At 43.3% G+C, this 11,515-nt stretch carries 15 protein-coding genes; 8 read left to right on the plus strand and 7 right to left on the minus strand.

The annotated features are described in order from the left end of the window. Window positions 1-10: 10 nt before the first annotated feature. Window positions 11-580 (plus strand): hypothetical protein, encoded by a 570-nt coding sequence (locus QTA56_RS09450; RefSeq protein WP_267980720.1) that lies wholly within the window; start codon window positions 11-13, stop codon window positions 578-580. Window positions 581-637: 57 nt separating this feature from the next. Here the strand turns inward: QTA56_RS09450 and QTA56_RS09455 are convergent, their stop codons facing one another. Continuing rightward, window positions 638-1,201 (minus strand): hypothetical protein, encoded by a 564-nt coding sequence (locus QTA56_RS09455; RefSeq protein WP_267980721.1) that lies wholly within the window; start codon window positions 1,199-1,201, stop codon window positions 638-640. Between the two features lie 165 nt (window positions 1,202-1,366). Here QTA56_RS09455 and QTA56_RS09460 point away from each other — a divergent pair, with 165 nt between their 5' ends. Continuing rightward, window positions 1,367-2,008 carry a class I SAM-dependent methyltransferase gene (locus QTA56_RS09460; protein ID WP_267980722.1) on the plus strand — a complete coding sequence of 214 codons (642 nt, stop codon included), beginning with the start codon at window positions 1,367-1,369 and terminating at the stop codon, window positions 2,006-2,008. Here the strand turns inward: QTA56_RS09460 and QTA56_RS09465 are convergent. Continuing rightward, window positions 2,005-2,472, minus strand: coding sequence for a Holliday junction resolvase-like protein (locus QTA56_RS09465; RefSeq protein ID WP_267980723.1), 468 nt, complete (start codon window positions 2,470-2,472; stop codon window positions 2,005-2,007). The genes QTA56_RS09460 and QTA56_RS09465 overlap by 4 nt on opposite strands. Window positions 2,473-2,571: 99 nt before the next feature. Between QTA56_RS09465 and QTA56_RS09470 the strand changes: the two genes are divergently transcribed. Next, complete coding sequence (locus tag QTA56_RS09470) at window positions 2,572-3,216, plus strand: ParA family protein (RefSeq protein ID WP_267980724.1); 645 nt, start codon at window positions 2,572-2,574, stop codon at window positions 3,214-3,216. 75 nt (window positions 3,217-3,291) lie between these two features. Here the strand turns inward: QTA56_RS09470 and QTA56_RS09475 are convergent, their stop codons facing one another. After that, window positions 3,292-3,696, minus strand: coding sequence for a hypothetical protein (locus QTA56_RS09475; protein ID WP_267980725.1), 405 nt, complete (start codon window positions 3,694-3,696; stop codon window positions 3,292-3,294). Window positions 3,697-4,037: 341 nt separating this feature from the next. On the opposite strand from QTA56_RS09475, the gene QTA56_RS09480 reads away from it, so the two are divergent. Together QTA56_RS09480 and sodC are read left to right on the plus strand one after the other, a co-directional pair. Continuing rightward, window positions 4,038-5,132 carry an AI-2E family transporter gene (locus QTA56_RS09480; RefSeq protein ID WP_267980726.1) on the plus strand — a complete coding sequence of 365 codons (1,095 nt, stop codon included), beginning with the start codon at window positions 4,038-4,040 and terminating at the stop codon, window positions 5,130-5,132. Window positions 5,133-5,511: 379 nt separating this feature from the next. Beyond that, window positions 5,512-6,093 (plus strand): superoxide dismutase [Cu-Zn] SodC, encoded by a 582-nt coding sequence (gene sodC, locus QTA56_RS09485; RefSeq protein WP_267980727.1) that lies wholly within the window; start codon window positions 5,512-5,514, stop codon window positions 6,091-6,093. Window positions 6,094-6,193: 100 nt separating this feature from the next. Here the strand turns inward: sodC and craA are convergent, their stop codons facing one another. Together craA and QTA56_RS09495 are read right to left on the minus strand one after the other, a co-directional pair. Next, complete coding sequence (craA, locus tag QTA56_RS09490; protein WP_411956091.1) at window positions 6,194-7,426, minus strand: chloramphenicol efflux MFS transporter CraA; 1,233 nt, start codon at window positions 7,424-7,426, stop codon at window positions 6,194-6,196. Between the two features lie 354 nt (window positions 7,427-7,780). Continuing rightward, window positions 7,781-8,152 carry a hypothetical protein gene (locus QTA56_RS09495; protein WP_267980728.1) on the minus strand — a complete coding sequence of 124 codons (372 nt, stop codon included), beginning with the start codon at window positions 8,150-8,152 and terminating at the stop codon, window positions 7,781-7,783. Window positions 8,153-8,333: 181 nt separating this feature from the next. Here QTA56_RS09495 and QTA56_RS09500 point away from each other — a divergent pair, with 181 nt between their 5' ends. The 3 genes from QTA56_RS09500 to QTA56_RS09510 all read left to right on the plus strand — a co-directional run bounded on the left by QTA56_RS09500 (window position 8,334) and on the right by QTA56_RS09510 (window position 10,227). Then, window positions 8,334-9,206: a DUF4349 domain-containing protein gene (locus tag QTA56_RS09500; RefSeq protein ID WP_267980729.1), complete on the plus strand. Its 873-nt coding sequence runs from the start codon at window positions 8,334-8,336 to the stop codon at window positions 9,204-9,206. A gap of 105 nt (window positions 9,207-9,311) precedes the next feature. Then, the gene (locus tag QTA56_RS09505) at window positions 9,312-9,911 is read left to right on the plus strand and encodes an NAD(P)H-dependent oxidoreductase (protein WP_267980730.1); all 600 of its coding nucleotides are present in this window, start codon (window positions 9,312-9,314) and stop codon (window positions 9,909-9,911) included. Between the two features lies 1 nt (window position 9,912). After that, on the plus strand, window positions 9,913-10,227 hold the full coding sequence (locus tag QTA56_RS09510) for a putative quinol monooxygenase (RefSeq protein WP_267980731.1): 315 nt from the start codon (window positions 9,913-9,915) through the stop codon (window positions 10,225-10,227). A 30-nt stretch (window positions 10,228-10,257) separates the two neighbouring features. On the opposite strand, the gene QTA56_RS09515 is transcribed toward QTA56_RS09510, so the two are convergent. Continuing rightward, window positions 10,258-11,022 carry a nucleotidyltransferase domain-containing protein gene (locus QTA56_RS09515; RefSeq protein ID WP_267980732.1) on the minus strand — a complete coding sequence of 255 codons (765 nt, stop codon included), beginning with the start codon at window positions 11,020-11,022 and terminating at the stop codon, window positions 10,258-10,260. Window positions 11,023-11,098: 76 nt separating this feature from the next. Further along, window positions 11,099-11,440 (minus strand): hypothetical protein, encoded by a 342-nt coding sequence (locus QTA56_RS09520; RefSeq protein WP_267980733.1) that lies wholly within the window; start codon window positions 11,438-11,440, stop codon window positions 11,099-11,101. Window positions 11,441-11,515: the final 75 nt, after the last annotated feature.

The raw sequence follows: 11,515 nt of genomic DNA on the forward strand, positions 1-11,515 counted from the left end.
CGAGTTGACCATGCCAAACATCAAAACAATATTTGCAATAAGCTGTGTACTCAGCACCACCCTACTGCTCAGTGCCTGTAACAAGAACCAACCACCTGTCCCAAATAATGAAAAGCAAGGCAGTTCAGTCAACAATTCAATTGGTGAACTGAACCAGACACCCATCAAGCAATTCCCTGCCACGCCTGATGATGGACATGACATTGCCATTCTGGAAGATTATGACCAGCGTTTTACCGCAATGAGTGACAGTATGGAAATCGAGTTGGCGAAAATGAAAGAGGCCAATACACTGACACCAGAATTTGAACAGCAGCGCCAGAAAGATAATATCCACTCTGCACTGACGATGCTGAAAGATCTGGAATTAAAAACCGAGCAAGGTCGCTATATTCAGGGTTTGTTGTCAGATTATTGGCAAAATCAGGCTAAAGTGCTAGAGCAAAGTACTTCATCAGGTACAGGCACAACCGACACAGGCAAACAGGTGGATCAGTTAAACCAGTACCTGCATGCACAAAGTCAGTTGCATCACTGGAAAAGCACTCAAACTGCTGATTCAAAAATGCAAACTGAATAAAACCTATAAAGATGTAGAGGAGCATTTAGCCCCTCTACATCTCAAGAAAGATCCAATTTAAATCTTCTGCTTCTCAATCCACTGGATAGAGTTCACACGAAATAGCTCGCAGGCGCCATCCCCTGTGTCTGTGGGGGTCAATGACGACTTCCACACCAGATCCTTGTCACGCACCTCAACCAGCTCACCTTTGAGCTGCACCAAATCACCGCGCTTTACCTGTTTAATCTGCTGGGCAATCTTGGGATTGGCGGGAATGATATGCATATTCGACACCATCTGCATGGCCTGATTGGCTGGGACAGGCAGCCTGTCCATTTTCCAGTTCAAATAACGGTCATACTGCGTGACTGAAATGGTGCGGGCAATCTCAGGCTGGGCGAACAGTCCCCAACTCACCGCATAGTCAATTGGCGAGAATTTTGCCTGTTCATCATCCTGATAAACCTTTGAACCGAGAATACGGAAATTACCATAAAAAGGCTGCAACACAGAGATGGATTGGTCTTTTAAAATAGGCGATAAACCATTGGCAATATTATATTCCGCACCACTGGTCGATGCATGTGCCTGTCCAATCGCAGCCACCATGCATAAACTGATCCATAGGCTTTTGTTCATGCTGACCATCCTCAAAAATATCACTGAAAACTTAGAAAATCACTTCTCTTCATAGTATGCTTAGACCATGCAAGAAAGTGCTTTTTTTGGTAACAGTCAAACGCTCTCTGGTCATATTTTTGTGACAACTCCACTCCCTTTTTTTAAATCAATGAATGGAACTCTATGATTTATCAATTTTATCAACGTCGGGTTTTCCCGCACCTGCTCAATCAGGTCATGCAAACCGCCAGCCTGATGGATAAACGCCGTGAACTGCTGCTACCGATTGAGGGCGAAGTGCTTGAGATTGGTTTTGGAACAGGTTTAAACATTCCATTTTATGGCAATGTCGATGCACTGTATGCGCTTGAACCAAATCCAGACATTTACCATCTGGCGGTTGAACGGGTTCAGCATGCACCATTCCATGTCAAGCATGTGCAGTCGCATGCAGAGAAACTGCCTTTTGCCGACAAGTCCCTAGATCATGTGGTTTCCACCTGGACACTGTGTAGTATTGCCCGACTGGATCAGGCACTGGCAGAAATTTATCGTGTGCTGAAACCTACGGGAACTTTCCATCTGGTTGAGCACGTCAAGCATCCCAACTCGGTCAAGATTCAGTCTTTACAGACCTTGCTTACCCCAATTCAAAAACGTATTGGCGATGGCTGCCACCTGAATCGGGACATTGAACGCAGCCTGCAACAGGCAAAATTCAAGTTTATCGAAAAGCAATATTTTGATGCCGAGGGCATTCCAAGTATTGCGCAAAAGATGCTGATGGCACGGGTACAAAAGCTCAATCTTGAGATTACGGATTAATCATTAAAATCAATACGCAGGGTTTCAAAGCGCACCCGTCCCTCACGTATCGCTTGGGCAATGGCCTGCTGTCCCTTGCTCAGGCGCGCACCGCCACTTTTAATATCCAGCAGGATCACCTCAATGTCTTCGGCATCACCATCGCCATCACGGAAATCGGTATAGCCATCAAATACCACATAATCCACGGGGTCACCCAGAAACTTGGCATCACTGGGAAGATACTGAAACTCAGGCAGAATGGGGGCAAACTGCTCAGCCATTTTGCCCTTTAACACCGCGCGACTGGTGTTGACACTGCGCTTCTGCGCGTCAACTAGTGCCTGTTTATGTGCCAATTCAAGTTCAGCAATATACTGTTCATATTCCGCCTGAATACGCCCATTGCGTGTGCTGGATAATATAATGGTGGTGATCACCACACCAATACATCCGCCTATCAGCATTGCCAACCAAACTGACATAAAATTTCCCCCTGTTCTGAGCCTAAAGTGTAACCTACCACGCTGAAAAAGATGCTAAGGTAGAATGGAATATAAGAGACTCGTTAAAACGCAAATTTCATGAAAACCATATTAATTGCAAATCAGAAAGGCGGTTGTGGCAAGACCATGACGGCGATTACACTTGCTGCGGCATTATCACAAAAAGGGTATAAGGTTGCGCTGGCCGATGCGGACAACCAGAAATCCGCCTTACAATGGCTCAAGCAGCGTCCTAAAACGGTGACCGAAATTCAGAGTCTGGACTGGCGACATGAGAAATCCATTGGTGAGGCACCCAAGAATCTGGACTACCTGATTATTGATGCGCCTGGTGCCCTTTCAGGAGAACATGCGGAACAACTGGTCAGTGAGGCACATGCGATTGTCACGCCATTACAGCCGTCGTTTTTCGACATTGACAGTACCCGCCGTTTCCTCAAGCATTTGCAGGACATCAAACGGATTCGTAAGGGCAAAGTTCAGATTCTGCTGATTGCCAATCGGGTCAAGCCAAATAACGCCAGCTCAAAGGATATTCAGGACTTCTTTAGCAAGATTGAGCAGCAGCCTGTGGCATGGATTTCCGAACGGAGTGCCTATGGGACATTGGCGATGCAGGGACTCAGTGTTTTTGATAAGCCACAGAAGAACTTTGTCAGTATTCAGAGTCAGTGGCAGCCTGTTTTAAATCAGTTGGTGGATGATCCAAGCCAATGGTTTTAAACCATCTTGTTCCATCACGGCAGGATGGAACAAGGTATGGGCCATTTATGCAACTGCACCGACTAAAGCCTATCTTTATTTGGGTTCAATGAAAGGTGCGGGATTTGGGCTAGGTTGGTCTGTGTCATCACCCTCATCTTTCAGGTTATGTCTCATTTCATCACTATCGAGGTTTTCCACAGCTTTGCGGATGGTCTCGTTACCGTGACTGCCATTATTTGACTGGATTGCCTGTTCACGTTCCGCACCTTGCTCCTGTAGGGCATTTTCAGGATTTTTAGGAATATCTTCCTTTTCTATAGCCTGCTGTAATTGATCACTGTCCGTCAGGCCTTCCACTTGCTGATAACTGAGTTTATCACCGTTTAAGAGGGCAGCCACTGCGCTTTCGGCTTGTATACCATTGCTGTTATTCGGTTGTGAATGATGGTCCTGACCTGTTTTTGGAGAGATATTGTCCTGATTATTTGAATGTGTCATCGAACTGCTCCTTAAATTCACTTTATGATGTATGATGAATTCAATATAACAATACGCTTTGTAACTCTTTGCCAACTCCTGTATTAAAGTCGATAGCAAATGTTGCTATGGTAAATTGCTGTATTGCAGCCTTAAAACTTTGGTAAATACTGAGCTATACATATTGCCGATCACTGGCCACTCCATTGAAAATAATCGGCTGGCTGAAACATACCTATCAGCTTTATCCTCCTCATTTCATCCAGATATTTAAACGTGAAATTACCGAATGAAAATTTTACTGGACACATTTTTCAGTTAATATGATTTTATTCAACTTTTATCTTTAGAGACGGACGCTTGTGCAACAATACGCTCCCACATTACAACGTGTTTTATTGTTTGGACTGTTCTTTGTCTTAATCTATTTGGGATTCAGTATTCTCAAATATTTTATTGTGCCTGTACTTTGGGCGGCAATTATTGCCTATATGACCTGGCCTGTGTATTTATGGGTACAGCGCCGTTTCTTTGGGGAAAATCGCCCCACCCTCAATGCCACCATCATGATCAGTCTGGTCATTCTGGTGATTGGGGTTCCATTTATTTGCGCCATCTTCATGCTGCAACTGGAAGGGCGTAACCTCTATTTTAATTTACAGAGACAATTGTTTTCAGGGCATATCCAGATTCCTGACTTCATTAAAAACCTGCCTGTGGTGGGCAAGGACATTAGCCGTACCGTGAACGAACTGAGTAATGACCCAAACAGCATTACCAAGAATATTGCGGAATGGATTCAAAGCCATTTAAGTTATGGGCGTTTTGTTCTCAGTGAGATTAGCCGCAACCTAGTCAAATTGACTTTTGCCATCATGACCCTGTTCTTCTTCTATCGTGATGGGCAGATGATTCTGGCACAGGTCAGCCGTGCCATGGAAATGGTGATTGGCCCACGTGTGCATCATTACCTTGACACCATTTCAGAAACAACCCGTGCGGTGGTATACGGCGTAGGCTTAACCGCAGTTGCACAGGCCCTTTTGGCAGGTTTCAGTTATTTTGTTGCGGGTGTACCGAACCCAATGCTGCTGACGATGGTCACTTTCATTTTAGCCCTGATTCCATTTGGTACACCAGTCTCCTATTTCGGTGTTGGTCTGTGGCTGTTTGCGCAGGGCCAGACTGTTGAAGCGATTGGTGTGATTGCATGGGGTGTTTGTATCGTCAGCACTTCGGATAATGTGATCCGTCCATTGGTAATTTCAGGCGCAACCCAGATTCCATTCCTGTTGATCATGTTTGGTGTACTGGGCGGAATCGCAAGCTTTGGTCTGGTTGGCCTGTTTATCGGTCCAGTCATTCTGGCAATCCTGTTGGCAATTTGGCGTGAATGGCTGCATGAGAATGTGGAAGAACCTGTTGCCGTACTTGAGACTCCACCTGAGACCAAGTGACCTGAATTCGGCAAGAGATATGATACTCGGAAATGTCATTCGCAATTGTTTGAGACAGGACTCCGTTAATAAAATGCTGTTTCTGTGATTCATTAAATTAGCTGACAGTAGTCAACGAGTTTTGCGAATGACAATGGTTTTGCCTACTTTTGCCGAAACAAAAGTAGGTCCAGCCGACGGCTTATCCTGAAATTGGATGAAAACTCGGCAAGATTCCACCAAGATATTTTTGCCGTAAGTTAAACAAATATTTAAATCGAATTTAGGTTAAGTAATTTATTTAACCTTTTTGTTATCAAATAATTAAAGAAGCTTGCGAGTTCTCCTAAACTTTGCTTGAATTTAATTGATAAAGATAATCAATTAAGGATGCCTCGCAATGACTTCAATGATTCAAAAGTTTTCCCTACTGAGTTGTCTCAGTCTAAGTATCGCTGCCTGTTCATCGGTTAATCTGGATAACAACGCAAATAAAATCCAGACACAGCCTACATCACCAGACCAAAAACAACTGATCACGGTTCATCAGGTGGATGCCAATGGTGTGGGTGCCTCCATTGGTACCGTGTCTTTCCAGCAAACACCAAAAGGTCTACTCATTACCCCTGCACTTGGAAAACTTTCTCCAGGTGAGCATGGTTTCCATATCCATGAAAATGCCTCATGTGAAGCTGCTGAAAAAGAGGGCAAAATGGGAGCCGCCCTCGCTGCGGGCGGACATCTCAATCCAGAGAAAGTTGCCCATCACGGTACGCCACTGGATGGACATTTAGGTGACCTACCAGCCTTAACCGTGAATGACAAGGGTTTTGCAACAACGCCTGTGCTTGCCCCACGACTGAAACTTGCCGATATTCAGGGTCGGGCAATCATGATTCACGCAGGTGGCGATAACTATTCGGATTCACCTAAGCCTTTGGGCGGTGGCGGAGATCGGGTTGCCTGTGGTGTGATTAAGTAAAAAGTATTTTAGGTACTGTGGGTATCCTAAAAGATATCCACAGTTGTGTTGATGTTTTAAACAGAAATTTGAAAGCTGGGATGATTTCCCAGCTTTTTTATTAATGAATCCCCTCAGCTTGACGTTCCAGCATAATCTGTTTCAGTACCGCCCGTGGCTGGGTAAACCAGATGCCAATCAACACCACACTTGCCAAGGCAAAAGCCCAGATATGGAAATATGTGTACAGCACACGTACCAACTCAATGATCGCAAAAAAGCTGATCATCAACAGCATGGAAACAGCGGCTGCCACCGTACCTTTTGACATCTCTGAAGACATCAGGGCAAAGCGGTACATTACGGAAAAACTGATTCCCTCACCCAAACTCACCAAGGTCATACCAATCAGCAAGCAGGGCACCAGATAGCTTTGCCAAATCACGCCCAACACCAGAAACAGTATTCCCAGCAGCATAATCGGCAAACCCATCAAGATGGTTTTACCCAAGGGAAAGCGGTCAATGACCTTGATCAGGATAATGTTGCCCGCGATAAGTCCAAAGAATACGGGAAACTGCGCCAAACCATATTGCACACTGCTCAGCTTGAGTTCATCCACCAAAATAATGGGAGAAAGCGCAATCCAGAGCATCAAGGGCATGCCAACCAAAGGTAAGGCAAGACTGAGGCTGAGGAAACGGCTGTTCGTAAACACCTTTTTAAAGTCATCAAAAATATAGATAAAAGGCTGTCTGGCTCGGCTCTCCTGTCTGGAGGGCATAAATTTCTTTAGACCAAACCAGCTTAGAAATGACACGGCGGCAATTGCAACAAAGCCCCAATGCCAGGACACATAATCAATCAGGAAAGCCCCCAGTACAGGGCCAAGCAAGGGCGCAAGCAGGGAAATATTCGCCATCAGCGCCATCACCTTAATGGCATCACGTTCCTCAAAAGTCTCCTGAATGGCGGCATAGCCCACCGCTGAAATCACGGTCAGGCCGATGCCCTGTAAAAAACGCAGGGCAAGGAACTGCTCAATGTTATGGGTCAGTAAAATAAGCAAACAACAGAGAGTAAAGAACGCCACACCAGCCAATAAAACCTTTTTACGCCCCAGCCGATCAGACAGGGGGCCCAATAGCCATGCGACAGTAGCTCCACCAAGCAGGTAAAACGACATGGAGGATGGCGCCCAGGTGGCACTGACCCCAAATTGTTCCGTAATTGCCAGCATGGCTGGCTGAATCAGGTCATTACCGATATAGACTGAAAATTCAAATAGCACCAAGGCTAATGGAAACATGAGCGTTATACGGTTTAACGTCATGTTCTGATGATTTGTTGTCATGTTCTATTCACAAAAATAACCAACTCAGGTTCGTTCCATTTCCCTTAAACGGAAATGGAATCATCACCATAAGACTTTATGGTTGAGATTTAAATTTTGATGTCATGCTGTGAGAAAGCATGTGATAAATGTGAAAACACCGTATTCACAGGGTGTATATAAGAAAAATGATTTATTTACGTGAGACTGGTAAATATTTTTTACCTTTTGGCCAAATTGCCAGACGCAACTTTAGCATTTTTTCAAAATGACCGCAATTTGTACAATCCCAATGATTGTTTAGATATGTGAATAACCGAAAAGTTATCCACAGTTTTGTTTATCTTTTAGGCTAAACCACAGTTCACAGGTCAATTATGGACAAAGCTCAAACTGGAATTTATCGGTATTGTCTCCCCTTGCACATTGATAACTTTGTTTCTTGTTCACGATCTTCCAGACCTCCTGATCACGTTTCAACTGGTATTCAGTTCGTACCGCAATCACTGAATCATCCTGCTGGGCCTGCTCAACAGTCACCTGTGCATCGGTTGGGTTCTCAGCACTGTTAAACTGCTGGTCTATTTTCAAGTTGGTTTCATCATGGAACAGGTTCGGCTGATCCAATAGAACCGCATGCATTGCGGTACTTTTTTGTACCGCCGCCTGTTGCTGCGATTGCGCAATAGGTGGATTACATGCCGCCAGAAACAGGCTGCATCCCAGAATCATCCAGATTTTATGCATTTTGTATCGTTCCAATTTGCCCGATTCATTTATGCTACTATGCAAAACTTAATTGCCAAGCAATAAAATGTATATGGCTTGCAAAAGATTTGTTGTCATGATCAGATGATTGATAGTGACATAAAGTATTAAAAACACTGATTTTATAACATCAATATCACAATAGATTGGGCATCATGATATGGCAGATTTAGCCAGAAATTTAACGATTATTTTAATCGTGGGCAGCACTTTGGCTGGCTGCTCCAAAAAAGAAGAAAGTGTGGCAAGTGATGCCGTGGTTGCCACAGAAAGCGCAGCCTTAGATAGTGAAGCGATTCGCACCAATGCCACCAAAAACCCAGAACAACTGGTCAGTACCCAGCAAAGCGCCCTGGAGCAAAGCCGTCAACTGGTCAAAAGTGCCCAACTGCAATTTGAAGTGCAAGATGTGTTAAAAACCACATTAACACTGGAACAACAGTTGTTGCAATACAATGGCTATATTGAAGAGAAACAGGTCAACTATCAGGTCAGTGACAGTTCCCAGCGTAACCGCATTGATGGCAGTGTCGACATTTATGAAAAGATCACGCCAACCGTACAGCTCACCGTGCGCCTACCCAATGACCAAGTCACAACTTTTCTGAATAATCTTCTGCCGCTTATGCTGAACTTTAACAGCCAAAGCTATGAAGCAAAACGCTATGAATTAAAGCGACTCGAAGAAAAGCTCAATACTGCAAACCAAAGTAACAGCCCATCCAATGCGGTCAACAACCAACTGCAACAATTGACCGATTTGGAAGTCAAGGACCGCCTGGCTTATAGCACCATTCGGCTTGAGTTCTATCAACAGCCGAAAGTCCGTAAACGCCATGATTTAAATATCCATCGCATCGCTACATTGGACAGTGATCCATTAATGACACGAATTGCAGAATCATTCAAAGTCGGTTTAACTTATTTTAAAGAAACCCTACTCTGGCTGATTCAATTCTGGGCATTCTACCTAGTCATATTTGCCATTTGGATGGTTCGTAAAGTGTATAAGGCAAGAAAGCACAGCAGCTAATTATTGATTTTTGATCAATAGTATTTTGCTGATTTACGCATTTTTACTCATGAATAGATTCCCTAAAATGCATTCAAGTTTTAGCAATCTATTTTTGAGTATCCCATGAGCAATATTCTAATTATTAACGGTGCCAAACAATTTGAACATTCCAATGGCGAATTGAATGACACCCTTACCCAGTTTTCTGAAAGTTATTTAACAACGCTGAGCCATACGGTACAGGTCACCCGTACTGATAGCGAATATGACATTCAGGCCGAAATTGAAAAATATTTATGGGCGGATGTGGTGATTTACCAAATGCCAGGCTGGTGGATGGGTGCGCCGTGGACCATGAAAAAATACATTGATGAGGTTTTCACGTTTGGTCATGGTTCACTCTATGCCAGCGATGGACGTAGCCGTTCAGATGCGTCAAAGAAATATGGTTCAGGCGGCTTGATTCAGGGTAAGAAATACATGCTGTCGCTGACCTGGAATGCCCCGATCGAGGCCTTTACCGATCCAGAGCAGTTTTTTCATGGTGTAGGCGTTGATGGCGTGTATTTACCATTCCATAAAGCCAACCAATTTCTAGGCATGGAAGCACTGCCAACATTTATCGTCAATGACGTGATCAAGATGCCAAATGTGCCAAGTTATCTTGAAGCCTACAAAGCCCATTTAGATCAACTTTTTGCAACTGCACAAACAGGAAAATAACATGCTGACCATTATTGCTGAAATCCGCACCCATGCAGGTGCGGAACATCGTCAGGCCGTTCTGGATGCCTTTCAGAAAATCATTCCAACTGTACTGGCGGAAGATGGCTGTCATGGTTATGAGCCGCTGGTTGACCATCTTCCAGCAATTGCCATGCAGGCACAGGATGAAAACAGCATTGTGATGCTAGAGAAATGGCAAAGTACAGCGCATCTGGAAGCCCATATGCAAACTGCACACATGCAGCAGCATTTTGAAGCGACCAAAGCGCATGTTGCTGATGTGAAAATCCGTATCTTAAAAAGCGGAATTTAACAGATAAAATCATCAGTAAAATAAGTTATTTTACTGATAATAATGCTGTTTTAAATGACGGCTATATTCGGTTAAATACGCTTCCAGGCTCTCACGTCGATCAGCTTTCTGCATCTCTCTTGCCGCCAGCTGCTCAATTTTATTATCCAGCAACTTGAGAATGGCCGTCTGTTCAGCTTCGGGTAACTGTGCCTTTTCTTTCTGCTGCTTTTTGATTTCGAGATAATCCTCAGCCCAATGGCGCAACGGATCATGCTCAGAAACCTGTTCAAATAATGTGGTGATCAGCAATTCAGGCATGATTTCCTGTATGGCTAACTCTGCCGACATCAGACCACGAATCGAATAAAATACTTTTTTATAAGTAAAGTTATCCGCGGTTTGCATCACTTTCATGCCACCTTTTGCCAATGACAAATAGTGGTGATACAAGGCGCTATAATCAATGCGTTCAAGCAGACCATCCCGAAAACCTTGCCATTCTGGAAAGTCATTAAAATAAACAATATGCGCTCGCACCCATTCCAGAACTGTTGGATTACTTTTAGCAAGCAGTCCAAACATTTTATCCAGATCATAGGACACAAAGTCAAAATCACCGTCCATGACTTCGATCAGGTCACGGTATTTTTTATAGTCAAAATACTGGTCTTTACTCGGTAAATGGAAACCCCGTACATCATAGTCACTGTCAGGACTTGCCATTCCCCATAAACGGCTACCACTTTCAATATAAAAAAGAGGAATGTCCTGGCGTTGTTGAAAGAGTTTTTCAATTTCGTGGTGGATGTTCATTACTATTACTTCAACATTTAAAAATTTAAGACTTAACAGAGATAATCATCTTGTTACTGTTCTAATCCATTGAATTTTAAACAGAGATAATCTCATAATCAAAGCTATAAAATGAAAAAGAAACATCTTCTTCCTCAATTTGTATAACCTCGTAATTACAATATTCCCATCCATCATCCCTTTTTCTGATATGCAGACCAGCCCATTGAGTAAAATTATTTCCTGAATTTTGTATATTCAAAAATTTTATATTGTAAAAATTCACCAATAAAACATTCGTAAATATTTCATTAATATTACATTTTAGAATAAGCTTAAGGTTATAGGCGGATTTCTCTGTTGAAAATAAAATTTGTACTTCCTGAACTTCATCATAGTCTACAAATAGCGAATTTATCCCATCAATATCATTCTTCATTACATTCTCTAATTTTATAAAAAAAGCGCATCTTTCGATACGCTTTTAACAGAAATTCTTTTGTTTAATCAAGCA

The organism is Acinetobacter thutiue (assembly GCF_030385805.1).
Taxonomy (GTDB): domain Bacteria; phylum Pseudomonadota; class Gammaproteobacteria; order Pseudomonadales; family Moraxellaceae; genus Acinetobacter; species Acinetobacter corruptisaponis.

What these genes read in the sequence shown, in the direction of transcription:
- QTA56_RS09450 (WP_267980720.1), top strand. Translation starts at nt 11, where the DNA reads ATGCCAAACATCAAAACAATATTTGCAATAAGCTGTGTACTCAGCACC.
- QTA56_RS09455 (WP_267980721.1), bottom strand. Translation starts at nt 1,201, where the DNA reads ATGAACAAAAGCCTATGGATCAGTTTATGCATGGTGGCTGCGATTGGA.
- QTA56_RS09460 (WP_267980722.1), top strand. Translation starts at nt 1,367, where the DNA reads ATGATTTATCAATTTTATCAACGTCGGGTTTTCCCGCACCTGCTCAAT.
- QTA56_RS09465 (WP_267980723.1), bottom strand. Translation starts at nt 2,472, where the DNA reads ATGTCAGTTTGGTTGGCAATGCTGATAGGCGGATGTATTGGTGTGGTG.
- QTA56_RS09470 (WP_267980724.1), top strand. Translation starts at nt 2,572, where the DNA reads ATGAAAACCATATTAATTGCAAATCAGAAAGGCGGTTGTGGCAAGACC.
- QTA56_RS09475 (WP_267980725.1), bottom strand. Translation starts at nt 3,696, where the DNA reads ATGACACATTCAAATAATCAGGACAATATCTCTCCAAAAACAGGTCAG.
- sodC (WP_267980727.1), top strand. Translation starts at nt 5,512, where the DNA reads ATGACTTCAATGATTCAAAAGTTTTCCCTACTGAGTTGTCTCAGTCTA.
- craA (WP_411956091.1), bottom strand. Translation starts at nt 7,426, where the DNA reads ATGACAACAAATCATCAGAACATGACGTTAAACCGTATAACGCTCATG.
- QTA56_RS09495 (WP_267980728.1), bottom strand. Translation starts at nt 8,152, where the DNA reads ATGCATAAAATCTGGATGATTCTGGGATGCAGCCTGTTTCTGGCGGCA.
- QTA56_RS09500 (WP_267980729.1), top strand. Translation starts at nt 8,334, where the DNA reads ATGGCAGATTTAGCCAGAAATTTAACGATTATTTTAATCGTGGGCAGC.
- QTA56_RS09505 (WP_267980730.1), top strand. Translation starts at nt 9,312, where the DNA reads ATGAGCAATATTCTAATTATTAACGGTGCCAAACAATTTGAACATTCC.
- QTA56_RS09510 (WP_267980731.1), top strand. Translation starts at nt 9,913, where the DNA reads ATGCTGACCATTATTGCTGAAATCCGCACCCATGCAGGTGCGGAACAT.
- QTA56_RS09515 (WP_267980732.1), bottom strand. Translation starts at nt 11,022, where the DNA reads ATGAACATCCACCACGAAATTGAAAAACTCTTTCAACAACGCCAGGAC.
- QTA56_RS09520 (WP_267980733.1), bottom strand. Translation starts at nt 11,440, where the DNA reads ATGAAGAATGATATTGATGGGATAAATTCGCTATTTGTAGACTATGAT.